General features: G+C 56.3%; 41 protein-coding genes. All 41 read right to left on the reverse strand.

Annotated features, from left to right (window positions below):
• Positions 1 to 17: 17 nt before the first annotated feature.
• On the reverse strand, positions 18 to 890 hold the full coding sequence (locus CBW42_RS13160) for a DegV family protein (protein WP_087022439.1): 873 nt from the start codon (positions 888 to 890) through the stop codon (positions 18 to 20).
• 13 nt (positions 891 to 903) lie between these two features.
• Positions 904 to 1,389: a tRNA (uridine(34)/cytosine(34)/5-carboxymethylaminomethyluridine(34)-2'-O)-methyltransferase TrmL gene (trmL, locus tag CBW42_RS13165; RefSeq protein ID WP_087022442.1), complete on the reverse strand. Its 486-nt coding sequence runs from the start codon at positions 1,387 to 1,389 to the stop codon at positions 904 to 906.
• Positions 1,390 to 1,599: 210 nt separating this feature from the next.
• Entirely contained in the window at positions 1,600 to 2,511 is a 912-nt protein-coding gene (gene ribF, locus CBW42_RS13170) for a riboflavin biosynthesis protein RibF (RefSeq protein ID WP_087022445.1), read from the reverse strand.
• A 37-nt stretch (positions 2,512 to 2,548) separates the two neighbouring features.
• The gene (gene truB, locus CBW42_RS13175; protein ID WP_242969890.1) at positions 2,549 to 3,472 is read right to left on the reverse strand and encodes a tRNA pseudouridine(55) synthase TruB; all 924 of its coding nucleotides are present in this window, start codon (positions 3,470 to 3,472) and stop codon (positions 2,549 to 2,551) included.
• Positions 3,459 to 4,421, reverse strand: coding sequence for a DHH family phosphoesterase (locus CBW42_RS13180; RefSeq protein ID WP_087022451.1), 963 nt, complete (start codon positions 4,419 to 4,421; stop codon positions 3,459 to 3,461). The genes truB and CBW42_RS13180 overlap by 14 nt, the downstream gene beginning before the upstream one ends.
• Entirely contained in the window at positions 4,418 to 4,771 is a 354-nt protein-coding gene (gene rbfA / locus CBW42_RS13185) for a 30S ribosome-binding factor RbfA (protein ID WP_087022454.1), read from the reverse strand. Before rbfA ends, CBW42_RS13180 begins: the two co-directional genes overlap by 4 nt.
• Positions 4,772 to 4,851: 80 nt before the next feature.
• Positions 4,852 to 7,341, reverse strand: coding sequence for a translation initiation factor IF-2 (gene infB, locus CBW42_RS13190; RefSeq protein WP_087022457.1), 2,490 nt, complete (start codon positions 7,339 to 7,341; stop codon positions 4,852 to 4,854).
• Positions 7,338 to 7,802: a L7Ae/L30e/S12e/Gadd45 family ribosomal protein gene (locus CBW42_RS13195; protein WP_087022459.1), complete on the reverse strand. Its 465-nt coding sequence runs from the start codon at positions 7,800 to 7,802 to the stop codon at positions 7,338 to 7,340. Before CBW42_RS13195 ends, infB begins: the two co-directional genes overlap by 4 nt.
• Positions 7,795 to 8,070, reverse strand: coding sequence for an RNase P modulator RnpM (gene rnpM / locus CBW42_RS13200; protein WP_087022462.1), 276 nt, complete (start codon positions 8,068 to 8,070; stop codon positions 7,795 to 7,797). Before rnpM ends, CBW42_RS13195 begins: the two co-directional genes overlap by 8 nt.
• 16 nt (positions 8,071 to 8,086) lie before the next feature.
• Complete coding sequence (nusA, locus tag CBW42_RS13205) at positions 8,087 to 9,190, reverse strand: transcription termination factor NusA (RefSeq protein WP_087022465.1); 1,104 nt, start codon at positions 9,188 to 9,190, stop codon at positions 8,087 to 8,089.
• A 65-nt stretch (positions 9,191 to 9,255) separates the two neighbouring features.
• Positions 9,256 to 9,720: a ribosome maturation factor RimP gene (locus tag CBW42_RS13210; RefSeq protein ID WP_165761194.1), complete on the reverse strand. Its 465-nt coding sequence runs from the start codon at positions 9,718 to 9,720 to the stop codon at positions 9,256 to 9,258.
• A gap of 143 nt (positions 9,721 to 9,863) precedes the next feature.
• On the reverse strand, positions 9,864 to 11,288 hold the full coding sequence (locus CBW42_RS13215) for a lipopolysaccharide biosynthesis protein (RefSeq protein WP_087022472.1): 1,425 nt from the start codon (positions 11,286 to 11,288) through the stop codon (positions 9,864 to 9,866).
• Positions 11,289 to 11,508: 220 nt separating this feature from the next.
• Positions 11,509 to 11,850: a 50S ribosomal protein L17 gene (gene rplQ / locus CBW42_RS13220; protein WP_087022475.1), complete on the reverse strand. Its 342-nt coding sequence runs from the start codon at positions 11,848 to 11,850 to the stop codon at positions 11,509 to 11,511.
• A 94-nt stretch (positions 11,851 to 11,944) separates the two neighbouring features.
• The gene (locus tag CBW42_RS13225) at positions 11,945 to 12,892 is read right to left on the reverse strand and encodes a DNA-directed RNA polymerase subunit alpha (RefSeq protein ID WP_087022478.1); all 948 of its coding nucleotides are present in this window, start codon (positions 12,890 to 12,892) and stop codon (positions 11,945 to 11,947) included.
• A 59-nt stretch (positions 12,893 to 12,951) separates the two neighbouring features.
• Positions 12,952 to 13,545: a 30S ribosomal protein S4 gene (gene rpsD / locus CBW42_RS13230; RefSeq protein ID WP_087022483.1), complete on the reverse strand. Its 594-nt coding sequence runs from the start codon at positions 13,543 to 13,545 to the stop codon at positions 12,952 to 12,954.
• A gap of 18 nt (positions 13,546 to 13,563) precedes the next feature.
• Complete coding sequence (rpsK, locus tag CBW42_RS13235; RefSeq protein ID WP_087022487.1) at positions 13,564 to 13,965, reverse strand: 30S ribosomal protein S11; 402 nt, start codon at positions 13,963 to 13,965, stop codon at positions 13,564 to 13,566.
• 16 nt (positions 13,966 to 13,981) lie between these two features.
• Entirely contained in the window at positions 13,982 to 14,347 is a 366-nt protein-coding gene (gene rpsM / locus CBW42_RS13240) for a 30S ribosomal protein S13 (protein WP_087022490.1), read from the reverse strand.
• 35 nt (positions 14,348 to 14,382) lie between these two features.
• Complete coding sequence (rpmJ, locus tag CBW42_RS13245) at positions 14,383 to 14,496, reverse strand: 50S ribosomal protein L36 (RefSeq protein ID WP_087022493.1); 114 nt, start codon at positions 14,494 to 14,496, stop codon at positions 14,383 to 14,385.
• Between the two features lie 79 nt (positions 14,497 to 14,575).
• Positions 14,576 to 14,800 (reverse strand): translation initiation factor IF-1, encoded by a 225-nt coding sequence (gene infA, locus CBW42_RS13250; protein WP_087022496.1) that lies wholly within the window; start codon positions 14,798 to 14,800, stop codon positions 14,576 to 14,578.
• Between the two features lie 139 nt (positions 14,801 to 14,939).
• Positions 14,940 to 15,707: a type I methionyl aminopeptidase gene (map, locus tag CBW42_RS13255; protein ID WP_087022499.1), complete on the reverse strand. Its 768-nt coding sequence runs from the start codon at positions 15,705 to 15,707 to the stop codon at positions 14,940 to 14,942.
• Positions 15,708 to 15,712: 5 nt separating this feature from the next.
• Positions 15,713 to 16,348 (reverse strand): adenylate kinase, encoded by a 636-nt coding sequence (locus CBW42_RS13260; RefSeq protein WP_087022501.1) that lies wholly within the window; start codon positions 16,346 to 16,348, stop codon positions 15,713 to 15,715.
• Positions 16,349 to 16,398: 50 nt separating this feature from the next.
• A complete protein-coding gene (gene secY / locus CBW42_RS13265; RefSeq protein ID WP_087022504.1) occupies positions 16,399 to 17,679 on the reverse strand; it encodes a preprotein translocase subunit SecY in 1,281 nt (426 codons plus the stop codon).
• Position 17,680: 1 nt separating this feature from the next.
• Complete coding sequence (gene rplO, locus CBW42_RS13270; protein ID WP_087022507.1) at positions 17,681 to 18,121, reverse strand: 50S ribosomal protein L15; 441 nt, start codon at positions 18,119 to 18,121, stop codon at positions 17,681 to 17,683.
• 13 nt (positions 18,122 to 18,134) lie between these two features.
• Positions 18,135 to 18,317, reverse strand: a complete 183-nt coding sequence (rpmD, locus tag CBW42_RS13275) for a 50S ribosomal protein L30 (protein WP_087022510.1) — start codon at positions 18,315 to 18,317, stop codon at positions 18,135 to 18,137.
• A 19-nt stretch (positions 18,318 to 18,336) separates the two neighbouring features.
• Positions 18,337 to 18,834 (reverse strand): 30S ribosomal protein S5, encoded by a 498-nt coding sequence (gene rpsE / locus CBW42_RS13280; RefSeq protein WP_087022513.1) that lies wholly within the window; start codon positions 18,832 to 18,834, stop codon positions 18,337 to 18,339.
• 18 nt (positions 18,835 to 18,852) lie between these two features.
• Positions 18,853 to 19,212, reverse strand: a complete 360-nt coding sequence (gene rplR, locus CBW42_RS13285) for a 50S ribosomal protein L18 (protein WP_087022516.1) — start codon at positions 19,210 to 19,212, stop codon at positions 18,853 to 18,855.
• A gap of 16 nt (positions 19,213 to 19,228) precedes the next feature.
• Positions 19,229 to 19,774 (reverse strand): 50S ribosomal protein L6, encoded by a 546-nt coding sequence (gene rplF / locus CBW42_RS13290; RefSeq protein WP_087022520.1) that lies wholly within the window; start codon positions 19,772 to 19,774, stop codon positions 19,229 to 19,231.
• A 13-nt stretch (positions 19,775 to 19,787) separates the two neighbouring features.
• Positions 19,788 to 20,183, reverse strand: a complete 396-nt coding sequence (rpsH, locus tag CBW42_RS13295) for a 30S ribosomal protein S8 (protein ID WP_087022524.1) — start codon at positions 20,181 to 20,183, stop codon at positions 19,788 to 19,790.
• Positions 20,184 to 20,355: 172 nt separating this feature from the next.
• Positions 20,356 to 20,541 (reverse strand): type Z 30S ribosomal protein S14, encoded by a 186-nt coding sequence (locus CBW42_RS13300; protein ID WP_087022530.1) that lies wholly within the window; start codon positions 20,539 to 20,541, stop codon positions 20,356 to 20,358.
• Between the two features lie 13 nt (positions 20,542 to 20,554).
• Positions 20,555 to 21,097, reverse strand: a complete 543-nt coding sequence (gene rplE / locus CBW42_RS13305; protein WP_087022533.1) for a 50S ribosomal protein L5 — start codon at positions 21,095 to 21,097, stop codon at positions 20,555 to 20,557.
• Positions 21,098 to 21,113: 16 nt separating this feature from the next.
• Positions 21,114 to 21,431 (reverse strand): 50S ribosomal protein L24, encoded by a 318-nt coding sequence (gene rplX, locus CBW42_RS13310; RefSeq protein WP_087022536.1) that lies wholly within the window; start codon positions 21,429 to 21,431, stop codon positions 21,114 to 21,116.
• A 15-nt stretch (positions 21,432 to 21,446) separates the two neighbouring features.
• Positions 21,447 to 21,815: a 50S ribosomal protein L14 gene (gene rplN, locus CBW42_RS13315; RefSeq protein WP_087022538.1), complete on the reverse strand. Its 369-nt coding sequence runs from the start codon at positions 21,813 to 21,815 to the stop codon at positions 21,447 to 21,449.
• Between the two features lie 12 nt (positions 21,816 to 21,827).
• Positions 21,828 to 22,085 (reverse strand): 30S ribosomal protein S17, encoded by a 258-nt coding sequence (gene rpsQ / locus CBW42_RS13320; RefSeq protein WP_087022541.1) that lies wholly within the window; start codon positions 22,083 to 22,085, stop codon positions 21,828 to 21,830.
• A 15-nt stretch (positions 22,086 to 22,100) separates the two neighbouring features.
• Positions 22,101 to 22,301, reverse strand: coding sequence for a 50S ribosomal protein L29 (gene rpmC / locus CBW42_RS13325; RefSeq protein WP_087022544.1), 201 nt, complete (start codon positions 22,299 to 22,301; stop codon positions 22,101 to 22,103).
• A complete protein-coding gene (gene rplP / locus CBW42_RS13330) occupies positions 22,301 to 22,726 on the reverse strand; it encodes a 50S ribosomal protein L16 (RefSeq protein WP_087022547.1) in 426 nt (141 codons plus the stop codon). The genes rpmC and rplP overlap by 1 nt, the downstream gene beginning before the upstream one ends.
• On the reverse strand, positions 22,726 to 23,490 hold the full coding sequence (rpsC, locus tag CBW42_RS13335; protein ID WP_087022550.1) for a 30S ribosomal protein S3: 765 nt from the start codon (positions 23,488 to 23,490) through the stop codon (positions 22,726 to 22,728). The genes rplP and rpsC overlap by 1 nt, the downstream gene beginning before the upstream one ends.
• A gap of 16 nt (positions 23,491 to 23,506) precedes the next feature.
• Complete coding sequence (rplV, locus tag CBW42_RS13340; protein ID WP_087022553.1) at positions 23,507 to 23,842, reverse strand: 50S ribosomal protein L22; 336 nt, start codon at positions 23,840 to 23,842, stop codon at positions 23,507 to 23,509.
• Between the two features lie 23 nt (positions 23,843 to 23,865).
• Positions 23,866 to 24,147, reverse strand: a complete 282-nt coding sequence (rpsS, locus tag CBW42_RS13345; protein WP_087022556.1) for a 30S ribosomal protein S19 — start codon at positions 24,145 to 24,147, stop codon at positions 23,866 to 23,868.
• Positions 24,148 to 24,165: 18 nt separating this feature from the next.
• The gene (gene rplB / locus CBW42_RS13350; RefSeq protein WP_087022559.1) at positions 24,166 to 24,999 is read right to left on the reverse strand and encodes a 50S ribosomal protein L2; all 834 of its coding nucleotides are present in this window, start codon (positions 24,997 to 24,999) and stop codon (positions 24,166 to 24,168) included.
• A 73-nt stretch (positions 25,000 to 25,072) separates the two neighbouring features.
• Positions 25,073 to 25,366 (reverse strand): 50S ribosomal protein L23, encoded by a 294-nt coding sequence (rplW, locus tag CBW42_RS13355; protein ID WP_087022562.1) that lies wholly within the window; start codon positions 25,364 to 25,366, stop codon positions 25,073 to 25,075.
• Positions 25,366 to 25,989, reverse strand: coding sequence for a 50S ribosomal protein L4 (rplD, locus tag CBW42_RS13360; RefSeq protein ID WP_087022565.1), 624 nt, complete (start codon positions 25,987 to 25,989; stop codon positions 25,366 to 25,368). Before rplD ends, rplW begins: the two co-directional genes overlap by 1 nt.
• Between the last annotated feature and the right edge of the window lie 14 nt (positions 25,990 to 26,003).

A 26,003-nucleotide genomic window follows, 5' to 3' on the forward strand; every position in this document is an offset into this window, starting at 1 on the left:
TTCAGCTGAGCTGCGGGTCAGTCGCGCGGTTTTCCGCGAAAAATGACTGCAATCGACTGCGGGCCGGCATTTGTCGTAACCGCCATACCAATCGGATAGCGCTCGACAGAGCCGAAGCCTGCCTCCAGCATCAGCTTCTCGGCAAGCGCAATCTGCTCCTCCGGCACAGCCGCATAGACCACATAGGCCGTCTGTCCTGCGGGATCGACCGCCTCCTTCTTCGCCAGCTCGACCAGCTTCGGCACGACATTTTTGTCGCCGCGCACCTTCGTGCACACATCAACCGAGCCTGCGCGCACGAGCGAAATCGGGCGCAGACCGAGCGCTTCGCCGACGAACGCCGTGCCGCCGGAAATGCGTCCGCTCTTCTTGAGGTGGCGCAGGCTGTACACGCCGAGATATGCCTCCATGCACTTGATGCTGTGGCGCATGGTGCGCACAATCTCGTCAAACGATGCGCCCGCCTCGCGCAGCTTTGCGCCCTCGATAACGACATTGCCGTACATATAGGTGTAGCTCTCGGAATCGATCAGCTCGATCACCATATCTTGCCCGCATTCCTCATAAAACATGTCGCGGACAATGTTCGCGGTCTGATAGGAGCCGGAGCCTGCACCGTTGATGATGACGCCGACACAGTGCGTGCAGCCCTCCGCCTTCGCCTTTTTGTACTGCGCCATCAGATCCTCCATTTTGATCTGCGACGTCTGCGGTATCTCGTCGCTCTCCAGCAGGAGCTTCCAATATTCCTCCGGCGTGATGTCATAATACTCGCGGTAGGTCTTCCCGTTCGCCTGAATCTGAATTGGGACGATATCAATATTCCAGCGTTCCGCCTGCTCGTGCGGCAGATCGGACGTCGAATCTGTGAAAATGCAAATTTTTTCCATTTTGTGCTACCTCTCAAATCTCCGGAAACGGTCCTGCGCTGACCAGCCCTTCAAAGTCATTCTGCCGCAACGCCTCATAGACCAACACAGCCGCGCTGTTGGACAGATTGAGGCACCGCGCACCCTCGCGCATCGGAATGCGCACACAGCGCTCCGGGTGCTCCGCCAGCATGGCCTCCGGCAGACCCTTCGTCTCCTTTCCGAACAGCAGATAGGCGTCCGGCGGATACGTGACGTCAGTATAACGCTGGGTTCCCTTGCTGGTGGCATAAAAATACGTGCCGTCGGGGTTTTTCTCCCAGAATTCGTCCAGTGAATCGTAATATCGCACATCGAGCAGATGCCAGTAATCCAGACCGGCGCGTTTGAGCTGTCTGTCCGTAATTTCAAAGCCGAGCGGCCCAACCAGATGCAGTGTGCAGCCGGTGACGGCACAGGTACGCGCAATATTGCCGGTATTCTGTGGGATCTCCGGCTCTACCAAAACAATGCCAAGCATATCCATTCCCCTTCTGTCTGATGCAGCGCACTGGTTGCGCGGCTGCCATATAATAATAATAGGCTATTTTCGCATCTATTTCAAGCAAGTTTTGCGGCAAAACGCGAAAAATCTGCGCATTCGCCCGCCTTTTTTGCGTTTTTTTATCGAAAAACGCAAAATGCCCCGCAGCCATCCGGCCGCAGAGCATACATTGCGATAACATTTGTATCATTTTCTGGCAGTTTCAAACCATGCGCGGGTCTGCGCAACATCGTCCGAAATGGCAGCTTTGAGCTGTTCACTGTCATCAAAGCGGCGCTCCGGGCGCAGGAAATGCAGCAGCTGTACCTGGACAAACGCCCCGTACAGATCACCGTCAAAGTCCAGAATGTGCGGCTCGACGCATGCGGCATCTCCCTCTCCGAAGGTCGGATGCACGCCGATGTTGGTCACGGCGATGTGTGATTGCCCGCCCGCGATGACGCGCGAGACATATACGCCGAACGGCGGCGCCTGCATCTCCTTCGGCAGCGCAAGATTGACTGTGCGGAAGCCAAGCGTGCGCCCGACGCGGCGGCCGTGCTGCACGGCGCCCGCAATGGTATACGGATGGCCGAGGAATTGTGCGGCGCGTTCCAGATTGCCCGCTGCAATCTGCTGGCGGATGTATGTCGAGCTGACAACGATGTTGTCGATCTTCACGCTCTCCACAATGTCGCAGCCGATGCCGAGGCGCACGCACTCCTCACGCAGGCGCTCCGGCGTGCCCTGCCCGCGATAGCCAAACCGATTGTTCTCGCCTGTGATAATCCAGCAGGCGTGGAACTGGCCGACCAGCACATCGTCGACAAAGCGGCGCCAGTCCATGTTGCGCATCTCGTCATTGAAATGCCCGAAGATGACCTCATCTACACCGCCCAGCTCACGGATTTCATCCCTGCGGCGCGCCTCCGACGTGATGAGCGGCACAGGCTGACCGGTAATCACGGTATCGGGATGCACGTCGAACGTGAACACCGAGGAAACCGCGCCGTTTTCCTGTGCGCGCTGCACGGCGAGGCGCATCAATGCCTGATGCCCGCAGTGTACCCCGTCAAAATATCCCAGCGCAATGGCGCGCTTTGCGTCTTTCTCTATCATGATTGGTTGATCCTCTTCCCCCGGCTCTGCTCAGGCATTACCGGAATCTTTTTTCATAAAACAGCGCGAGACCGCCGCGCTCCAGTCTGTCCACCCGGCCGAGCATCCAGAATTCGCCCTGATAATACACGCGGCACAGTGTGCCCGCCTGCATCGGCAGATCGGTGACATGCGGCGGCGCAATAAACGCGCCATTCTGTGCGCGCTCATAGCCGTAATCATCGATCTGCACCGCCGGATAAACGGCAAACAGGCTGTCGGTCGGCAGCAGCAGCGTTTCGATGGCATCCGCATCCGCAGCGCGCTGAATTTCCTCCAGCGTATGGCTCTGCTCCAGCGTATACCGTCCGGAGGTCGTGCGCTGCAAGGCAGTCATGACTGCACAAGTCCCCAGCCCTTCGCCGAGATCGTGGATCAGCGTGCGCACATAGGTGCCCTTGGAGCACACAAAGCGCAGCCGTCCGGCCTGCGCCTGTTCGTCAAATTCCAGCAGCTCCGCCTCGTGCACAGTGATCGGACGCGGCGTGCGCTCGACCTCCACGCCTTTGCGCGCAAGATCATACAGCCGCTTGCCGTCCACCTTGACCGCCGAATACATCGGCGGCAGCTGCATCTGTTCGCCGCGCATGGCGTCTACTGCCGCCTGTACCGCAGGCAGTGATGCGCGCCTGTCCGAACGCGCGGTCTCTGTGCCCGTGCTGTCCTGCGTATCGGTCGCATAGCCCAGCGCGAAGCCCGCAACATATTCCTTTGCCTGCGCCGCCGCCATATCAGCCGCTTTGGTCGCACCGCCGACAAACACCGGCAGTACACCGGTCGCCATCGGGTCGAGCGTGCCGCCGTGCCCGATGCGGCGTTCATGCAGCATGCCGCGCAGCTTGGCGACGACGTCAAACGACGTAAAATCCTGCGGCTTGTTGACAATCAGCACGCCGTTGTAGCGCGATTCACGCCGTTTCACCGGCATACACCCTTTCTGTCACCTCGAGCATGCGCCGGATGGCTTCCTCCGAACCGCAGTGCAGTGTTGCGCCCGCCGCACGGATGTGCCCGCCGCCGCCGACCTGCGTGCAGATGGCAGAGGCATCGACCTCCTTTGTCGTGCGGACAGACACCTTCGTGTCGCCATTGTCCAGCTCGGTCAGCGTCAGTCCGACCTCTACGCCCTCAATCTGGCGCGGGATCCCCGCAATTGCATCCAGGTCATCCCAGTCCGCGCCGGTTTTCTGCTTTGCCTCGCGCGTAATCAGTGCGACGGCAATCTTCCCGTCGTGGTAAAAACGCATGCCGGAAAACAGCATACCTTCGATTTCATAGCGTGCGCGCGATTTGGTCTCAAACAGCGCGCGGTTGATTTCTCCGCCGTCCACACCCGCGTCGAGGCACTTCGCTGCGACCCGATGGGTGTTGGACGTCGTATTAGAAAACTTAAAACAGCCGGTGTCGGTGGATGCACCGACATAAATACCCTCGGCAATGCTGCTGTCGAGCGAGATTCCCATCTCCTCGATGACGGCGCAGACAATCTCTGCGCACGCGGCGCAGTGACCCATGACGAGGTTGTCCGTGCCGAAGCCGTCATTGGAACGGTGGTGATCGATGACCAGATCGACGCGCTGTGCGTACTGTGCCATTTCTGCCGGGATCATGCCCCGGTCAGCGCAGTCGACCGACACGACAAACGCCGGCTCAAAGCCGTCATACGGCGCATACGGCACAATCAGACCGGCATAACGGCGCGTGATCTCACGGTTGGGCGCGACAAATGCCTTTTTGCCCAGCTTACGCAGTGCCAGGCACAGCGCGCCCGCACTGCCCGCTGTATCGCCATCCGGACGGCGGTGGGTCAGGATGATGATGTTATCCGCCGCCTTCAGCACCTCGGCGGCGCGGGATACTGTTCCGATCACAGCTTCCCCTCCTCCTCCAGCTCATGCAGGACGGCGTTGATGTGCGCGCCATGCGTAATCGACTCGTCCAGCGTGAACAGGATTTCCGGCGCATAACGCAGCTGGATCTTTGCCGCCACATTGCGGCGCAGGAAGCCGGATGCCGACTTCAGACCGCGCATAACGTCCTTTTTCTGCTGGTCGGAACCATATACGCTGATATATGCCTTGGCATAGCGCAGATCTCCGGTCACCTCGCAGCGGGTGACAGAAACCATCGCCTCATGGACGCGCGGGTCCTTCAGGGTACGAATGCACTCTGACAGTGCTTTCTGGAACTCTTCGCTGATGCGTTCGCTCCTCTGAGACATAAATTCTTCTCCTTTTTTGAATCGAAAAAACCGCGGGCGGGCGGCGACATGCGGCGCACCCCACCCGCGGTTCGGATTGCTTACTGCTTGATCTGCTCCATGACGAACGACTCGATGATGTCGCCCTCCTTCAGATCGTTGTAATTTTCAATGCCCATGCCGCATTCAAAGCCGTGTGCAACTTCCTTGACATCGTCCTTAAAGCGCTTGAGCGAATTCAAATGGCCCTCGTGGATGACAATACCGTCGCGGACAATGCGCACCTCGCAGGAACGAACAATCTTGCCGTCCAGAACGTATGCGCCCGCGATGGTGCCGACACCGGAGACCTTGAAGGTCTGACGGATCTCGGCATGGCCGACGACGACTTCCTTGAACTTCGGATCGAGCATGCCCTTCATCGCCTGCTCCATCTCCTCGATGCAGTCGTAGATGACGCGGTACAGGCGGATTTCGACATCCTGCTGATGTGCGGAATCGGTCGCAACGCGATCCGGGCGGACATTGAAGCCGACAATAATCGCATTGGATGCCGCTGCCAGCATGACATCCGATTCGTTGATCGCGCCAACTGCGCCATGGATGACATTGACGCGAACCTCTTCGTTGGACAGCTTGAGCAGCGAAGAGCGAACCGCTTCGACAGAACCCTGAACATCCGCCTTGATGATGATGTTGAGCTCCTTCATGTTGCCCTGCTGGATGGTATCGAACAGATTCTCCAGCGTGACCTTCTGCATTGCCTTGTTGCGCTCTTCCTTTTCCTTCTCCTTGCGCTGCTCGACCAGCTCACGCGCCATGCGCTCGTTGTCGACGGCGTAGAAGACATCACCTGCATCCGGTACCTCGCCGAGGCCGATGATCTCAACCGGCACGGACGGACCTGCATTCTCCAGCTTACGTCCGCGCTCGTCGGTCATGACACGGACACGGCCGACTGCCTTGCCCGCGATGACGGTATCACCGGAATGCAGCGTACCGTTCTGTACGAGGACGGTTGCAACCGGGCCGCGGCCGCGATCCAGCTTGGCCTCGATGACGGTGCCCTTTGCCTGACGATTCGGGTTCGCGCGCAGCTCCTGCATATCCGCAGTCAGCAGTACCATTTCCAGCAGGTTGTCGATGCCCTTGCCATACTTTGCAGAAATCTTGCAGACAATGGTATCACCGCCCCAGTCCTCCGGAACCAGTTCGTACTCTGTCAGCTGCTGGAGCACGCGGTCGGGATCTGCGTTTTCCTTATCGATCTTGTTGACAGCGACAATAATCGGAATGCCTGCTGCCTTGGCGTGGTTGATCGCCTCGATGGTCTGCGGCATGATGCCGTCATCGGCCGCGACAACCAGAATCGCAATATCGGTGACCTGTGCGCCGCGGGCACGCATGGACGTAAATGCCGCATGGCCCGGGGTGTCGAGGAAAGTAATCGGACGGCCGTCGACCTTGACGCGGTATGCACCGATGTGCTGCGTAATGCCGCCGGCTTCTCCTGCGGCGACGTCGGTCTTACGGATGGAGTCGAGCAGGGAGGTCTTGCCGTGGTCGACATGACCCATGACAACGACAACCGGGCTTCTCGGCTCGAGGTTCTCTTCCTTGTCCTCACTCTCGTCAAACAGCTTTTCTTCGATGGTGACGAAGACTTCCTTCTCAACCTTCGCGCCCATCTCTTCTGCGACGATGGCAGCGGTGTCGAAGTCGATGGTCTGGGAAATGTTCGCCATAACACCCAGCTTGAGCAGCTCCTTGATGACGTCTGCTGCCGTGCGCTTCAGGCGGGAAGCCAGCTCGCCGACATTGATCTCATCCGGGATCATGACCTTGAGCTGAACCTTCTTGATCTGCTGCTGCTGGCGCTGTAAGCGCTTGAACTTCTCCTGCTCCTCTTGACGGCGTTTGCTGGAGAACTGCTTGCGGGAGTCCGCCTTGCGGGTGATCTTCTGCTTACCCTGCTTCATGCGGTCCGCCTTCTGCGGCACGAGCGCATCGATGCGCTCATCGTAGCGCGCAAGGTTGACATTGCCGCTGCCGCGTGTATCGACGCGGTGAATCTGCTTGCCTTTGCCCTGCTGCTTGTTCTCGTCGGTCGTGACCGTAGAGGTCGCTTCCTCATTGGAGCCCTGCGGGCGCAGGATCTGGCGCTGTTCATGCGGCTTTGCCGGCTGATGGCGCTTCTTGTTGTTGTCGCGCTTCTTCTGCGGCTCGGCAGATGCCTGCTTTGCCTCTTCCTTTGCGGGCTGCGGCGCAGCCTTTTTCTGCGGCTCGGCCTTCTTTGCCTCTGCCTTTTTTCCCTCGCCCTTCGCGGCCTTCTTTGCCGGCTGCTGGCGGACGACCTGCGTCGTCGGTGCCTTGCGCTCAGCTGCCTGCTTGCTCAGGACCTCTTCCATATTGTCCACCGGATGGTGCTTGGTCATATAATCAAATATCAGGTTCAGTTCCTGCGGTTCCAGAACCTGCATATGGTTTTTCGGGGTCTGGGAGTATTCTGTCAGCACATCGGTGATTTCCTTTGTGCTCGCGCCAAAATCCTTGGCTACTTCATGTACACGGTATTTATTGTCAATACTCATGCGCGTTCACCTCCACGTTTCGTATGGGTTGACTGGTTCACACCGCCGGTGGACTGTCCTCCGGCGGACTTTCTGCGCGGCTTTTTCCTGCCGCGCCGCGACTGGATGCGCGTTTTCTTTTCACTCAGCTGCTGTGCGAGTGCGGCATACTGCGCGTCCGCTTCCGCCGCCTTCTGCGCGGCGGAGGCTGCAAAACCGATATCCGTAATGCAGCAGATAGCAGTTGCCCTGCGGCCGATTGCCCAGCCCATCTGCGCCGCGTCCTCCGTGATGCGGAGAACGGGCACGCCTGCCGTTTCGGTATGGCGGGCGGCACGGCGGCTGATGTTCGCGCCCGCATCAGCCGCGAGCACGAGCAACCGGGCATCCCCTGCGGCGACGGTATCCGCCACCGCGTCATCGCCGTACACGAGCTTGCCCGCCCGCAGGCACAATCCCAGCAGGCTCAGCACGTCATTCATCGGCATGCTCCTCCAGCTGCCGGGACAGCTGGTCATACACCTCATCCGGCACAGAGATGCCGAAGGCACGCTCCAGCGCATGGCTTTTCTTTGCGCGCGCAAGGCAGGCCGCGTCCGGGCAGACATACGCGCCGCGCCCGGGGGTCCTGCCGCGGAAATCCAGGGCAATTTCGCCCTCTGGCGAGCGAACCACGCGCAGCAGCTCGCGCTTGGGCTTCATTTCCCGGCAGCCGACGCACTGGCGCATCGGAATTTTCTTTTTCTGCACTGTGCCGGCCTCCTTTTTAGCCCTCGTCTGCGATCAGGTCATCATCTTCCTCGGCTTCCTGCTGCTTTGCAGCGCTCTCAGAGCCGATATCGATCTTACAGCCGGTCAGCTTGGCAGCAAGGCGTGCATTCTGGCCTTCCTTGCCGATGGCGAGCGAAAGCTGGTCATCCGGCACGGTGACACGGCAGCTCTTGCCATCCGGCAGCATAACAGCACTGATGACATCTGCCGGGCTGAGTGCCTCGGAGACAAACGTCGCGGTGTCCTCAGAATACTTGATGATGTCAATCTTCTCGCCGGACAGCTCATTGACAATGCTGCCGACACGCGAGCCGCGCGGGCCGACACAGGCACCAATCGGATCAACCTTTTCGTCATGCGTCATGACAGCAATCTTGGTGCGGTTTCCCGCTTCGCGCGCAATCGATTTGATCTCAACGATGCCGTCGTGGATTTCCGGAACCTCCAGCTCAAACAGGCGCTTGACCAGACCCGGATGGGTGCGGGAAATCAGAACCTGCGGGCCGTGGTTGCCGCGGCGTACCTCTACGACAAAGACCTTGATGCGCTGACCCTCATGCAGCTCCTCGCCCGGAACCTGCTCATTCTGTGCCAGAACAGCCTCCGTCTTCTCGCCGTCGCTGATCATTTCCAGAATGATGTTGCCGTTGCGCGGATCGATGCGGCTGACAACAGCGCTCAGAATCTCGTGCTCACGCGAGCTGTACTCGTTGTATACCATGCCGCGCTCAGATTCGCGGATACCCTGAATGATGACCTGCTTGGCTGCCTGTGCAGCGATACGGCCAAACTTGCGGGTCTGCACATCGACGCGCACGGTGTCGCCCAGCGATACACGCGGGCTGATTTTCTTTGCATCCTCGAGGGAAATCTCAGTCAACGGATCCTCCGCCTCATCGACTACCTCTTTGGCCACATACATATGAATGGTTTTTTCGTCCATATCCGGCTCGACATAGACATTATCGCACTTCAGACCGTCGTTGTCCTTTTTATACGCGGTCAGCAGGGCCTGACATACGCGATCCAGCATGTAATCTACCGGAATCCCCTTTTCCTTTTCCAGCTGCTCCAGAGCTGCAAAAAATTCTGCGTTCATGTTTTTGGTATTCACTCCTTATTGTGTGCGGCATGGCGCGGCGCCATACCCGATTGAGGACAAATTTAAATGGTTACAGACAGGCGCACCGCTGCGATGTCCTTTGGCTCATAGACCGTCACGCGGCCATCCGCCTCGAGCGTAACAAAGCCGTCTTCATAGGTGCGCAGCGTGCCGACGGCAATTTTGCTGCCATCGATTGGGCGATAGAATTTTACCTCCACCTCGCTGCCGAGGAAGGCGGCAAAGTGCTCCGGACGCTTGAGCCTGCGCGTCAGGCCTGCCGAGGATACGCACAGCGTATATGGCGGAAGCGACGCAAATTCCTTTTCGTCGAGCAGCGGATCCACCGCGCGCGACAGCTTTTCGCAGTCATCGATATCGGTATGCCCGTCGCGGTCAATTGTGATGGTCAGCATATACTGTCCGCCCTCTTTTTCAAAGGTGACATCCCACAGCGTCACGCCCATCTCGCGCGCAAACGGCTCGCTGATTTCCCAAACGCGTTTGCAGACTTCTTTTGCCGTCATTTTTACCTCCGTAACAAAAGCAATAAGAAAGAGTGGGTTGCCCCACTCTCCTTGGATCGAAATTCTTACACTATTAAATAGTATAGCACGCCAACGCCGCATATGCAAGCAAAACTTTGCCATTGGCGCATAAATTTGCGAAGTTATCCGCGGCGCAGCAGCTTGTTGACTGACAGCAGAATTTCTCTTGCGTTGATGACAAACAGCAGGACAAACAGTGCCGGAACAATGACAACCCAGAGCGGTGCCTGGAGCGACATATACAGCGCCTGAACGAACAGGATCAGCACACTGGTAACGGTTTTGCCGATATTCCAACGGATTTTCAGATAACGCTGTGTGTTGATGGCGCGGATGAGGAACAGCACAAAATAGCTGATGAACGTCGCAATGCCTGCGCCGAGCGCGCCGTAAAACGGATCGATGCCGCCGAGCAGCGGAATCAGGATGGCATTGAGCGACAGGTTGACGACAGCGCAGATGACAGTTGTAATCATCGAATTCTTGCTCCGCAGCTTGAGCATGTAAACACTGGCGAGGAAGGTGGACAGCAGGCCGAAGGTCGTCGCCAGCGTCAGGATCGGGATGAAGCGCCATGAAATAAAGAAGTCATCGCCGACCATGAAGGTCATGACAAATTTGGATACCATAATCAGGCCGGAGCTGCCGATGAAGGCAATCGATGAATACGCGCCGAGTACCTTGCTGAAGAAATTCACCTGTTCCTTTGGATCGCTCTCCTTGACGGCAGAAATCTGCCAGGCGTCCGCGAACAGGTTCGCAACAATCAGCAAAATGTTCGGGATTTTGTTCGCCGCAGCATACAGACCGTTCGCCTCGGTATTGATGAAGAAAATAATCATATACCGGTCAGACATGTTGATGATCCACTGGCATACGGTCTGCGGCACAAGCGGCAGCGCATACTGGCGCATGCGCTTTGCGAGCGGCCGGTCATATGTTTTGCTCAGCGGCGAACGCAGATAGCGGTACTCCTTTGCCATAAAGAAGCACAGCAGACCCATAACCAAATCAGAGATAATATTCGCCAGGACATAGCCCATGACGCGCAGGCGCGGCAGCAGCAGAATGTTGAGCGTAATATTCAGGAACGTGTTCAAAATACCGTTGGCCGCATACATCTTGCTGTAGCCAAGGCTGAGCGCAAACTGAATACACAGCGTGCGCAGACTGGACGCGAGCACGAACGCGAGCACCGCAATGGTATACCCCGACATGAAGTCCATCAGATGTGGCAAAATCGGCGAGATGACCGCCAACACCGCAAAGCCTGCCAGAATAGTATACAATCCATTGCTGAACACGGTTTTCTTATCCGATTCGTTTTCCAGTCCGAAGCGGATGACAGCGTTGTTAATGCCGACCGATGCGATCGGGATCATCAGCTGTCCGACGTTGATGAGCGCGTCCACCGTGCCGTATTCACCCGTACTGAGGATGTTTGTATAATACGGCAGCATAAGGAACACGAGCACCTTGGAGGAAAATGTGCCGATGGCGAATACCAGTGTATTCGACAGCAGCTTTTTATAACGATTTTGTGCCATGAAGCTACTTCCTTACTGTATAAATTGATGATGTATTGATTATAGCACTGACATTTTGCCGTTTCAATACGCGATATCGCACAAATGAGCCGGTATTCCCCCTGATTTTCTGTTTTTTACATAACGTACACAAAAGCCTGCGCAAACCGACACAGAAAAAAGGGATTGTTCCGATAGCATGCGCTCGAAACAATCCCTTTTGGATGTCAGATCAGTTCAATCAGACAAGCTCAATGATAGCCATTTCAGCTGCGTCGCCGCGGCGCGGGCCGATCTTTACGATACGGGTGTAGCCGCCGTTGCGGTCAGCGTACTTCTCGGACAGCTCGCCGAAGGTCTTTGCAACAACTTCCTTCTTGGTGATGAAAGCAGCTGCCTGACGGCGGGATGCGAGGGTGTTCTTCTTACCGAGCGTGATCATCTTCTCAGCGAGAGGACGAACTTCTCTGGCTCTTGCAACAGTGGTCTCAATGCTGCCGTTTTCCAGCAGGTAGGTTACCATTGCTCTGAGCATTGCCATTCTATGGTCAGTGGTTCTGCCGAGTTTACGGTTTCCGGCCATGAGAAAATACCTCCTTTGGGTTCAGGTCTGTCTATTCCCTGCGGGGCGCCCGGCAAAAAACGCCGGGTTCCGCGGATGTGGTTTAAGTGAAAAATCAGTCTTCGCTCTTGGCAAGGGACAGACCCATTGCCTCCAGCTTGAAGATAACTTCCTCCAGCGACTTCTTGCCGAGGTTGCGCACCTTCATCATGTCGTCTTCGGAAGTGTTGATGAGGTCTTCTACCGTGTTGATGCCGGCGCGCTTGAGGCAGTTGAACGAACGGACGGACAGGTCCAGCTCTTCGATGGTCATCTCAAGCACCTTATCATGCTGTGTCTCCGCCTTCTCAACAACGGTGGAATGGGAACCGATTTCCTCAGAGAGGTCGACAAACAGAGACAGGTGGTCAGTCAGTACCTTTGCGCCGAGCGATACTGCATCCTTTGCGGTGATCGTGCGGTCGGTCCAGACCTCCAGCGTCAGCTTGTCGTAATCGGTCATGTTGCCGACACGAGTATTTTCAACTGTGTAGTTTACCTTATAGACCGGCGTATAGATCGAGTCTACCGGGATCACGCCGATAGCGGTCTGATACTGCTTGTTGCGCTCTGCGGAGACATAGCCGCGGCCATTGGTCAGAGTGATCTCCATGGACAGGCGCGCGTCGCTCATGAGCGTCGCAATGTGCAGGTCCGGGTTGAGGATCTCGACCTCACCATCGGAATGGATGTCGCCAGCGGTGACAGTGCCTTCCCCGCTTGCCTCAATATAGACGGTCTTCGGGCCGTCACAGTAGAGCTTTGCAATAATGCCCTTGACATTCAGCACGATTTCCGTAACGTCTTCCTTTACGCCGGGAATGGTGGAGAACTCATGCTGTACGCCGGCGATCTTGATGCTGCTGGCCGCCGTGCCAGGCAGGGACGACAGCAGGATGCGGCGAAGGGAGTTGCCGAGAGTGGTTCCGTAGCCGCGTTCCAGCGGTTCAACGACAAACTTGCCGTAGGACCCATCTTCTGCAAGGTTTTCGCAGTCTATACGGGGCTTTTCAATTTCGATCATTTAATGATACCCTCCTTATCAGTCGGCGAAATAATGAAACAAACAAATGAGGGCAATTCTTACTTGGAATACAGCTCGACGATGAGGTGTTCAGCAACTTCGTAGTCGATGTCGTCGCGCTGCGGCAGTGCAACAACCTTACCTTCGAAGCTGTCCTTCTCGCGCTCCAGCCACTTCGGGGTGGAAGCAGAGCCCAGCTCCTCGATCAGAGCCTTGAACTTAGCGGAAGAGCGGCTCTTCTCGCAGACAGCGACAACGTCGCCCGGCTTGACGAGGTAAGATGGGATGTTTACCTTCTGGCCGTTTACAGTAAAATGGCCATGGGAGGTCAGCTGACGAGCCTCACGGCGGGTCTTAGCGAAGCCCAGACGGAATACGACGTTGTCCAGGCGGCGCTCCAGCTGCTGGAGCAGCATTTCGCCGGTCTTGCCCTCCATCTTCTCAGCCTTTTCGTAATATCTTCTGAACGGGGTCTCCAGGACGCCGTAAATGAACTTAACCTTCTGCTTCTCATTCAGCTGCAGAGCGTATTCAGACTGCTTTCTTCTCGACTGCTTCGGGTTTCTCTTGGTTTCCTTGGAAACGCCCAGAACGGCCGGAGAAATGCCCAGGGTCTTGCATCTCTTGAGAATCGGCTGTGTGTTCTTTGCCATAGGTCTGTGTCCTCCTTATTAAACTCTTCTTCTCTTCGGCGGGCGGCAGCCATTGTGCGGGATGGGGGTAACATCCTTAATCATGGTTACTTCCAGACCGGTTGCCTGAAGTGCGCGGATTGCAGCCTCACGGCCGGAACCCGGGCCCTTTACGTAGACTTCAACAGTCTTCAGGCCGTGCTCCATTGCAGCCTTTGCAGCGGTCTCCGCAGCGGTCTGAGCCGCAAACGGGGTGGACTTTCTGGAACCGCGGAAGCCCATTTCGCCGGCGGATGCCCACGAAATCGCGTTGCCGTTCAGGTCGCTGATGGTGACAATGGTATTGTTAAAGGAGGAACGGATATGAGCCGCACCCTTTTCGATGTTCTTGCTTACGCGGCGCTTACGAGAAACGGCGCCCTTCTTCTGTGCCTTTGCCATTTTTCAGTACGCCTCCTTACTTCTTCTTGTTCGCAATGGTCTTCTTCGGACCCTTGCGCGTACGAGCGTTGGTCTTGGTGCGCTGACCGCGAACCGGCAGGCCACGTCTGTGGCGAACGCCACGGTACGAGCCGATTTCTACCAGGCGCTTGATGTTCAGCGCAACTTCACGGCGCAGGTCGCCCTCTACAGTATAATCATGAATGATCTCACGCAGCTTGATTTCGTCTGCTTCGGTCAGATCCTTAACACGGGTATCCGGATTGATTCCGGCCTTTGCTAAAATTTCGTTGGACAGCTTCCGTCCGATGCCGTAGACATAGGTCAGGCCAATTTCTACGCGCTTTTCTCTCGGAAGGTCTACACCGGCAATTCTTGCCATATTATTAACGCACCTCCTGTGTGGTTGACTGGGAATTAGCCCTGCTTCTGCTTATGCTTCGGGTTCGTGCAGATTACCATGACACGACCCTTGCGGCGAATGATCTTGCACTTTTCGCAAATCGGTTTTACCGACGGTCTTACTTTCATTAGAATAACCTCCATAGTAAGGTTGTGTCGAAGCCCGGACGCAGGAAAACCCCTTGTCCGGGAGTGAATAATCTGGAATTTATTTGGATCTCCAGGTGATTCTGCCCTTTGTCAGGTCATACGGGGAGACCTGAACGGTTACTTTATCGCCGGGCAGGATGCGGATATAGTTCATTCTAAGCTTACCGGAGATGTGAGCCTGAATGACCGGCTTGGCCGGATTGTTCAGTTCTACCTTAAAGGTAGCGTTTGGCAGCGCCTCTATGACGGTACCTTCCAGTTCAATTAAGTCCTCTTTCGGCATCTCAATTCCTCCCTTTGTCAATGAAGTCTACAGCCCTGCATTATTTGCCTGGGCCCCGCGCAAAAAAGACAGGATTCAGCATCTCCTGTCCGCAGCCGCACGCGGGAATTCTCAAATCATGTGGGTTCGGTGCTCTGTGTCACCATTCTTCTCCGTTTTCCAGGAGAGTCAGAATATACGGCTCCCCTTCGGTGATCGCAACCGAATTTTCGTAGTGCGCAGACAGCTTTCCATCCTTCGTCTTGACGGTCCAGCCGTCAGACAGGCATTTGACTGCATACGTTCCTACATTTACCATAGGCTCAATGGCGAGGGTCATTCCCGGCAGAAGCCGCACGCCGTGTCCGGGCTGCCCGAAGTTCGGTACTTCGGGATCTTCATGCAGCTTTGCACCTACACCATGTCCGACATAATCGCGCACCAGCGAAAAGCCATGCGCCTCAACATATGTCTGAATGGCATGGGAAATGTCTGATATTCGATTGCCCTTGCGGGCAAACTTGATGCCCTCATAGAAACTCTGTCGGGTCACTTCGATGAGCTTTCTTGCCTCTTCCGACACCTCTCCGCAGGGGATGGTGGCGGCACAGTCGCCGTGGAAGCCGTTGATATACGCGCCGACGTCCACCTTGACAATATCACCCTCGTGAATGACACGGGAACGCGAGGGGATGCCATGGATTACTTCATCGTTGATCGAAACACAGGCGCTTCCCGGGAACCCCCCATAACCGAGGAAAGACGGGGTTGCCCCTGCCTGCTCAATGGTTCTCCGTACAATTTTATCGATTTCACCTGTGGTGACCCCTGGCCGGACAGCACGAGCCGCAGCGGCGCGTGCCGCTGCGGTGATTCGTCCTGCCTGACGCATAAATTCCAGCTCTTTGCTGGATTTTAATCTGATCATCTCGTTTAAATCCCCAGTGCTTCGCAGGCCAGCTTCTTGGTGCGCTCGAAATCGTTGTCGATTTCAATGCTCTTCAGCTTGCCGAGATCAGCATAGAAGCCCTTGACCGGCTCGGTCTGCTTGTGGTAGGTATCCAGGCGAGCGAGTACGGTTTCCGGCGCGTCGTCCTTGCGGATAACGAGCGCATCGCCGCATACGTCGCAGATCCCCTCCTGCTTCGGAGCCATCGCTTCGCTGTTGACATTGTAGGTTGCGCCGCACTTGAGGCATACGCGTCTGCCGCTCATGCGAGCTACAATGGTCTCATCCGGGATTTCGATGGACAGTGCGCAGTCCATCGGTACAACCTTCTCCAGAGCTTCCGCCTGGGGGATGTTGCGCGGGAAGCCGTCAAGGATACAGCCGTTTGCGCAGTCGTCCTTTGCAAGGCGCTCCTTAATCATGCCGATGACAACCTCATCCGGAACGAGATCGCCGGCATCCATGTACTTCTTCGCGCTCAGACCGAGCTCGGTCTGATTTTTGATTGCTTCTCTGAGCATGTTGCCGGTAGAGATCGACGGAATGCCCATCTTCTCGATGAGGTAAGCCGCCAGTGTGCCCTTACCGGCGCCCGGAGCGCCTAATAAAACGAGTTTCATTTTCTCGATCTCCTCTATTATAGCCGCTTATTCCTGGAATTGCAACATTTTTATTCAAGGAATCCCTTATAATTTCTCATCATGAGCTGGCTCTCCAGCTGACGGACGGTTTCCAGTGCGACGCCGACGACGATCAGTACCGAAGTACCACCCAGCGCGACGCTGCTCAGGCTGGAATTGAGTGCACCGACGATCAGCGGAATACCCGCGACGATGCTCAGGAAAATGGCTCCGAGGAACGTCACCTTGCCAAGTGCCTTGGTGATGAAGTCGGAGGTCGGGCGGCCCGGACGGAAGCCCGGAATAAATCCGCCGTTCTTCTTGAGGTTGTTCGCAATTTCAATCGGATTAAACTGAATCGCTGCATAGAAGTAGCTGAACATAAAGATCAGCAGGATATACAGCACAATGTAAACCGGATGATTGGACGAAAACCAGTTGAAGATGGTATCGCTCAGCGAGCCCGCCTGCGGATTGACCATCATCTTGATGGTTGCCGGCAGCGACATGATCGAAGCGGCAAAGATGATCGGCATAACGCCGGAGGCATTGACCTTGATCGGCAGGTGTGTCGACTGGCCGCCGTACATCTTGCGTCCGACGACGCGCTTTGCATACTGGATCGGAATGCGGCGCTCGGCGTCCGAAATGAAGACGACAAACACAATGATTGCAAGCGAAACCAGAACAACCAGCGCTGCGACAACCCAGCTCAGGCCACCGCGGATCATTTCAACCAGGGAGGAAACCATTGCCGGTCCTCTGGAAACAATGCCCGCGAACAGCAGGATGCTGATGCCGTTGCCGACGCCGTTCTTGGTGATGAGCTCGCCCATCCACATAATCAGCGCGGTGCCGGCGGTGAAAGTCAGAACAATGACCAGTCCATGCCAGAAGTCGGTGTACTCAATGAGGCTGTTGCTTCTGAGCAGAACATAATAGGAATAGCCCTGGAGAAGACCCAGCGCCACGCCGAGGTAACGGGTGATCGCTGAGAGCTTCTTGCGGCCTTCCTCGCCGCCATCGCGGACCATGCGCTCCAGTGCCGGAATGGCAACCGTGAGCAGCTGGATGATGATGGAGGCGTTGATATACGGCGTGACGGACATGGCGAAAATCGTCGCATTCGACAGGCCGCCGCCGGCAAATACGTTCATGAAGCCGAGCATGGTGTTTGATACGGAATCAAAGTACTGTGCCAGTGCCGTAATATCAATATAAGGTACGGGGATAGAGGAGCCTATGCGGAACAGGAGGATAATGAAAGCTGTGTAAATCAGCTTCTTTCTCAGTTCCGGCACATGCCAGGCGGATTTTAAGGTCTCAAACACCTTATACCACCTCGGCCTTTCCTCCTGCTGCCTCGATTTTCTCCTTTGCGGAAGCAGAGAAAGCAGCTGCCTGGACAGTCAGCTTCTTGGTGATTTCACCATTGCCCAGAACCTTGACACCATCGAGCGTCTTCTTGACAAGACCTGCTTCGACCATGTCAGCGACAGTGACAACTGCACCGTCTTCGAACTTATTCAGATCGGAAACATTGACCACTGCATTCTCAGTGCCGAAAATGTTGTGGAAACCGCGCTTCGGCAGGCGGCGTGCGAGCGGCATCTGGCCGCCTTCAAATCCCGGACGGACACCGCCGCCGGAACGAGCCCACTGACCCTTGTGTCCACGGCCGGCAGTCTTGCCGTTGCCGGAACCAGCGCCGCGGCCCTTGCGGTATGCAGGCTGGGTAGAACCTTCCGCCGGCTTGAGATCCTGTAACTTCATGTTCTACACCTCCTTATGCGTTAGCCTCGACCTTGAGCAGGTAGCTGATCTGAGCGATCTTGCCACGGGTCTGCGCATTGTCGGGCTGAATGGTTACATCGTTAATCGTCTTGAGTCCCAGGGAATGAGCCGTGGCAATATGCTTCTGCTTTCTGCCGGACAGGCTCTTAACCAGGGTAATCTTCAGGTTTTCCATGATGAACTACCCCTCCTTATTAAAGTTCGTCAACCGACTTGCCGCGAACAGCAGCAACCTGGGATGCGTCGCGCAGTTCCTTCAGACCCTCGATGGTTGCCGAAACAACGTTCTGCGGGTTGTTGGAACGCAGGCACTTGGTACGGATGTCCTGGATGCCTGCCATTTCTACGACTGCACGGACTGCGCCGCCGGCGATAACGCCGGTACCGGGAGCAGCCGGCTTCAGCAGGACGCGGCCCGCGCCAAACTCGCCGATTACCTCGTGCGGGATGGTGGTGCCCTTCAGGCTGACCTTAACCAGGTTCTTCTTTGCGTCCTCGATGCCCTTGCGGATAGCGTCCGGAACTTCGGAAGCCTTACCAAGGCCGAAACCGACAGTACCCTTCTGGTCGCCGACTACTACGAGAGCCGCGAACTTGAAGATACGGCCGCCCTTGACGGTCTTCGATACTCGATTTAATGCGACGACTCTTTCCTGAAATTCGGATTCGCCGCGATCATACTTACCAGCCATGTAATAACCTCCTTCCGATTAAAACTTCAGGCCGCCCTCGCGGGCGCCTTCTGCGAGTTCCTTGACACGGCCATGGTAAACGTAGCCGCCGCGGTCAAACACGACTTCTTCGATACCCTTAGCCTTTGCACGCTCAGCGATCATCATGCCGACCTTGCGTGCAGCTTCCTTGTTGCCGCCGTACTCGCTGAAGTCCTTCTCGGTGGAGGATGCAGCTGCAAGCGTTACGCCCTGAACATCGTCGATCACCTGAGCGAAAATGTTCTTGGAGCTTCTGAATACATTGAGACGCGGGCGCTGAGCAGTACCGGAAACTGCGCCGCGTACTCTCTTATGGCGTCTAAGACGCTGCTTGTTAGAGTCTTTCTTTGAAACCATTTAGGCACACCTTCCTTTACTTCTTCTTCGCGCCGGTCTTGCCTTCCTTGCGGCGGATAACTTCGTCTGCGTACTTGATGCCCTTGCCCTTGTACGGCTCCGGCGGTCTCTTCTCGCGGACTTCTGCTGCAAACTGGCCGACCTTCTGCTTGTCCGGACCGGAGATGATGATCTTGTTGGTGCCCTCGACATCAATCTTGATACCATCGATCTCTTCGACGATGACCGGATGGGAGTAGCCCAGGTTCATGGTCAGCGTCTTGCCCTGCTTCTGTACACGGTAGCCGACGCCGTTGACTTCCAGAACCTTCTTGAAGCCCTCGGTTACGCCGATCACCATGTTGTTAATCAGGGTGCGGGACAGGCCGTGCAGCGCACGGTTCTGCTTTTCGTCGTTCGGACGGGTTACGGTGATGGTGTTGCCCTCAACAGCAACAGTCATAGCCGGATGGATATCACGGGTCAGGGTGCCGTTCTTGCCCTTGACGGTGATGGTATTGCCGTCGAGCTTTACGTCGACGCCTTCCGGTACTGTGATCGGCATTCTACCAATTCTAGACATAGTCAGTACCTCCTTACCATACGAACGCCAGGACTTCGCCGCCGACGTTCAGCTCGCGAGCCTTCTTGTCGGTCATGACGCCCTTAGACGTGGAAATGATGGCAATACCGAGGCCGCGCAGTACCTTCGGCAGCTCCTGTGCGCCAGCGTAGACGCGGAGGCCCGGCTTGGAAACGCGCTTGAGGCCGGTGATTGCCTTCTCATTGTTTGCGGTGTACTTCAGGGTGATGCGGATGGTGCCCTGGCCGCCTTCGATAACCTTGAAGTCCTTGATGTAGCCTTCGTCCAGAAGAATCTGAGCAATAGACTTCTTCATGCCGGAAGCCGGGACGTCAACAGTCGCGTGGCGCGCAGTGCCCGCATTTCTGATGCGGGTTAACATATCCGCAATCGGGTCTGTGATCTGCATTACTTTGTCCTCCTTACAGAAGTTAGAGAGAGTCTCTCTCCACTTTTCCGAACCGGTTCGGCAAAACCTGCCTGACCGGCTGCGGGATGATACTTACAGAAATGAATGATATAGAGAAACAGTCAACAGACGGCGTCAGACGCCTTCTGTCAGCTGTTTTTCACGGGTTAAATTACCAGGATGCCTTCTTTACGCCCGGGATCTGGCCCTTGTAAGCCAGCTCACGGAAGCAGATACGGCAGATACCGTAGTTGCGCAGGTAAGCGTGCGGGCGGCCGCAGATCTTGCAGCGGTTGTACGCACGGGTAGAGAACTTCGGCTTTGCCTGCTGCTTGAGAACCATTGCCTTCTTAGCCATTTTCTACGCCTCCTTACTTCGCAAACGGTGCGCCCAGAGCTGCGAGCAGCTCACGAGCTTCTTCATCGGTCTTTGCGGTGGTGCACATTACGATGTCCATGCCGCGGATCTTGTCGATCTTATCGTACTCGATTTCCGGGAAGATCAGCTGTTCCTTCAGGCCGATTGCGTAGTTGCCGCGGCCGTCGAAGGAATTCGGGTTGATGCCGCGGAAGTCGCGGACACGCGGAAGTGCGATGTTGAAGAAACGATCGAGGAACTCCCACATACGGTTGCCGCGCAGGGTAACCTTTACGCCAACCGGCATGCCCTCACGCAGCTTGAAGTTTGCGATGGACTTCTTTGCGTAGGTTACGATAGCCTTCTGGCCGGTGATCGCGGTGATGTCGCGAACGATTGCGTCGAGTACCTTGGCGTTGCCGTTTGCCTCGGTGCCGCAGCCGACGTTGATGACGATCTTGTCGAGGGTCGGGATCTGCATCGGGCTCTTGTACTCGAACTTCTTCATCAGAGCAGGAGCAACCTCTGCCTGATATTTATCCTTTAATACTGGCATTTGTTACAACCTCCTCTTAGTATACTTCGCCGCAATGCTTGCAGACGCGAACCTTGGTGCCGTCCTCCAGGAACTTGTGAGCCGGACGGGTCGGCTTGTTGCACTTCGGGCAGACAGCCATTACCTTGCAGGCACGGATGGCACCCTCGCGCTTTACGATGCCGCCGGTCTCGCCCTGGCGGCGCGGCTTGACGTGGGTGGTCAGCATGTTAACGCCCTCGATGACAACCTGTGCCTTCTTCGGGGAAACAGCGATGATCTTGCCACTCTTGCCCTTTTCCTTACCGGAAAGAACGACTGCGGTGTCGCCCTTCTTTACATGCAGAGTATTCATTACCGGACGACCTCCTTACAGTACTTCCGGAGCCAGCGACAGGATCTTCATGTAGTCCTTATCGCGCAGCTCTCTTGCAACAGGCCCGAAAATACGGGTACCCTGCGGGTTTTTGTCTTCTCTGATGATGACAGCCGCGTTCTCGTCGAAACGGATGTAGCTGCCGTCAGCACGGCGTACGCCCTTGCGGGAGCGGACGATAACGGCCTTGACGACCTGTCCCTTCTTTACGCCTCCGCCCGGGGTGCACTTGCGAACCGAGCAGACGACAACATCGCCGATGTTGCCATATTTGCGTGCGGAGCCGCCCAGAACACGGATGCACTTCAGCTCCTTGGCGCCGGAGTTATCGGCTGCGCGGAGAAATGTTTCCTGCTGAATCATGTGCGCTCCTCCTTACTTCGCCTTTTCGATGACTTCTACAAGTCTCCAGCGCTTGTCCTTGGACAGCGGGCGGGTCTCCATAACGCGAACGGTGTCGCCTACGCGGCATTCGTTGTTCTCGTCATGAGCCTTGAGCTTGTAGGTTCTCTTGATGATCTTCTTGTACAGCGGATGCTGAACGCTGTCCGCGATCGCAACGACAATCGTCTTGTCCATTTTGTCAGAAACGACCTTGCCGACTCTTGTCTTGCGGAAAGCTCTATCAGACATTAGTAGTTACCTCCCTTACGCCTTTTCCGCAAGCTGACGCTCACGGAGAATAGTGTTGACTCTGGCAATATCGCGCTTGACATCTGCAATTCTCGTCGGATTGTCGAGCTGGTTGGTTGCGTGCTGGAGACGCAGGTTGAAGAGGTCCTTCTTCAGCTCTACGAGCTTGACTTCGAGCTCTTCTGCGCTCAGCTCTCTGATCTCTTTCGCCTTCATTATTCTTCACCAACCTTTTCTTCACGCTTGACGAACTTCGTCTTCAGCGGCAGCTTGTGGGATGCCAGACGGAGTGCCTCGCGGGCCTGCTCTTCCGATACGCCTGCGATCTCAAACATGACGCGGCCCGGCTTAACAACTGCTACCCAGTACTCCGGTGCGCCCTTACCGGAACCCATTCGAGTGCCGGCCGGCTTCTTCGATACCGGCTTATCCGGGAAAATCTTGATCCAAACCTGACCGCCACGCTTGGTGTAACGGGTCATTGCGATACGGGCTGCCTCGATCTGGTTCGAGGTTACCCATGCCGGCTCAGTTGCCTGAAGGCCGTACTCGCCATGGGATACGAAATTGCCGCGCTGAGCCTTGCCCTTCATGCGGCCTCTGTGTACTCTGCGGTACTTAACTCTCTTCGGGAGAAGCATTAGCGGTTGCCTCCTTCCTGTCTCTGGCGACGGAAACCACCGCCGCGGCGGTCGCGGCGATCACGGCGATCACGGCGGTCGCGGCGATCAAATGCCGGCTTCGGTGCCTCGATGTTGCGGTTCAGACGCGGGCCGCCCTGGAGGACTTCGCCCTTGTAGATCCAAACCTTGACGCCGATTCTGCCGTAGGTGGTGTTTGCCTCGGCAAAGCCGTAGTCGATGTCTGCGCGCAGGGTCTGCAGCGGGATGGTGCCCTCATGGTAGGACTCGCTGCGTGCGATTTCGGCGCCGTTCAGACGGCCGCCGCACTTGATCTTGATGCCCTTGGCGCCCATGCGCATTGCACGGCCCATGCACTGCTTCATTGCGCGGCGGAATGCGATGCGCTTTTCCAGCTGGGAAGCAATGTTCTCGGCAACCAGCTGTGCGTTGGTGTCCGGGTTCTTGATTTCGATGATGTTGAGAGATACCGGCTTGCCCAGCATCTTCTCCATTTCCTTGCGGAGCTTTTCGATGTCCTCGCCGCCCTTGCCGATGACGATGCCCGGGCGAGCGCAGGAGATGAAGATCTTGACTCTGCCGTTGCTGCGCTCGATCTCGATGGTCGGAACGCCTGCTGCGTACAGGGTCTTCTTCAGATACTTACGGATGTTGTAGTCTTCCACGAGAAGGTCGCCGAACTCATTGTCCTTGGCGAACCAGCGGGAATCCCAATCTTTAATTACGCCGACACGAAGACCGTGCGGATTAACTTTCTGGCCCATAACCTACCTCCTCGTCTTATTCTTTCTCTTTGAGTACCAGAGTGATGTGCGATGTTCTCTTCAGGATGCGGAACGCACGGCCGTGATCACGCAGACGGATGCGCTTGAGAACCGGACCAGGAGAGACAGACACTTCAGCAACGTAGAGCTTTTCCGGATCCATATTGTGGTTGTTCTCTGCGTTTGCTACAGCACTCTTTAAGAGCTTGACTAAGAGCTCGGATGCAGCCTTGGGAGTATTCATCATGATCGCATTTGCCTCTGCTGCGGACTTGCCGCGGATCAGGTCACATACAACCTTTACCTTGCGCGGAGCGATGCGAACATTTCTCAAATATGCTCTTGCTTCCATTTTCTAATTATCCTCCTTCAGCCTTACTTGCCGTTATTGGAGGTCTTGCTGCCAGCATGACCCTTGTAGGTGCGGGTCGGGACGAACTCGCCCAGCTTATGACCTACCATGTCCTCGGTGATGTAAACCGGGACGTGCTTGCGGCCGTCATGCACGGCAATGGTATGACCAACGAATTCCGGGAAAATAGTGGATGCACGGGACCAGGTCTTCAGAACCTTCTTTTCACCGGCCTCATTGAGTGCGATAACCCTTTTGATAAGCTCAGGAGCCACAAAAGGGCCCTTCTTAATGCTTCTGCCCATTCTTTATGTTCTCCTTTCTCACTTACCGTTGCGGCGTCTGACAATCTGCTTGTCAGTACGATTCTTGGTCTTTCTGGTCTTGTAGCCCAGAGCCGGCTTGCCCCACGGGGTTACCGGTCCCGGACGACCTACCGGGCTCTTGCCTTCGCCGCCGCCGTGCGGATGGTCACACGGGTTCATGACGGAACCACGGACGGTCGGGCGGATGCCCAGGTGACGGGTCTTGCCGGCCTTGCCCAGCTTTCTGTTGCTGTAGTCGACGTTGCCGACCTGGCCGATGGTTGCCTTGCAGTTCAGGCGGATATAGCGGTACTCGCCGGACGGCAGACGTACCTGAGCAACGCCGTTCTCCTTTGCCATCAGCTGTGCAGCGCCGCCTGCGGAGCGAACCAGCTGCGCACCCTTGCCCGGGTACAGCTCGATGTTGTGGATGATGGTACCAACCGGGATGTTCTCGATCGGCAGGCAGTTGCCCGGCTTGATGTCAGCCTCTGCGGAAGATGTGACGGTGTCGCCTACGGACAGGCCCTGCGGCGCGATGATATATCTCTTCTCGCCGTCTTCATACTGAACCAGCGCAATGTTTGCGGAGCGGTTCGGATCGTACTCGATGGTCAGGACGGTAGCGTTCATGTCCATCTTGTCGCGCTTGAAGTCAATGATTCTGTACTTCTGCTTGTTGCCGCCGCCCTGGTGGCGTACGGTGATTCTGCCATAGCTGTTTCGGCCTGCGTTCTTCTTCTTCGGTGCGAGAAGGCTCTTTTCAGGCTTGACCTTGGAAAGACCGCTGTAATCGACGACGGTCATGTTGCGTCTCGACGGAGTGGACGCAGTATAGGTCTTTATCGGCATGTTATTCAACTCCTTTAAGTGATATCAAACGTGTGCCGGTTTCGGCACGGTTCGGGTTCCCGCTGACCGGGACTTAGAGCATACCCTCGAAGATCTCGATCGGCTTGGAATCGGCCTTCAGGGTTACGATGGCCTTTTTCATTGCCGGAGTCTTACCGGTGTGAACACCCATTCTCTTCCACTTGCCCGGAAGCTTGACGGTGTTGACGGAAGCGACCTGGACGCCGAAGATCTCTTCGATCGCCTTCTTGATCTCAACCTTGTTTGCGCTCACCAGCACTTCAAAAACGTACTTGTTCTCGCCGATGCCGGACATGGAACGCTCGGTGATGACCGGCTTCTTAATGATGTCGTAAGCCGTCTTCATTATGCGTACACCTCCTCAAGCTTTGCAACCGCTGCCTTGTCGATGATGAACTTGTCAGCGTTCAGGATGTCGTATACATTCAGCGTTGCAACCGGGGTCGTGCGTACGCCCGGGATGTTCGCTGCGGACTTGACAACGTTCTTGCGAACCTCCGGGGTGACAACCAGGCTCTTGCCGGTGCTGTCAACAGCCTTCAGGAAAGCTGCGAACGTCTTGGTCTTGATCTCGCTCATGTCCAGACCGTCGACAACGATGATTTCGCCGGCAGCTGCCTTAGCGGACAGTGCGGAGATCAGCGCCAGGCGGCGGGTCTTCTTATTCAGCGAGTAGTTGTAGGATCTCGGCTTCGGGCCGAGTGCGATGCCACCGTGCGTCCACTGCGGAGCGCGGATGGAACCCTGACGGGCACGGCCGGTGCCCTTCTGGCGCCACGGCTTGATGCCGCCGCCGCGAACCTCGGTACGGGTCAGGGTGGACTGGGTGCCCTGTCTCTGGTTTGCAAGATAATTCTTGACAGCAGCATGAAGGACAACTTCGTTCGGCTCAATGCCGAATACGGAAGCGCTCAGCTCCATCTCGCCGGTCTTTGCACCGGTCATATCATATACTGCTACATTAGGCATGATGTATCCTCCTT

Source organism: Butyricicoccus porcorum (assembly GCF_002157465.1).
Lineage (GTDB): Bacteria > Bacillota > Clostridia > Oscillospirales > Butyricicoccaceae > Butyricicoccus_A > Butyricicoccus_A porcorum.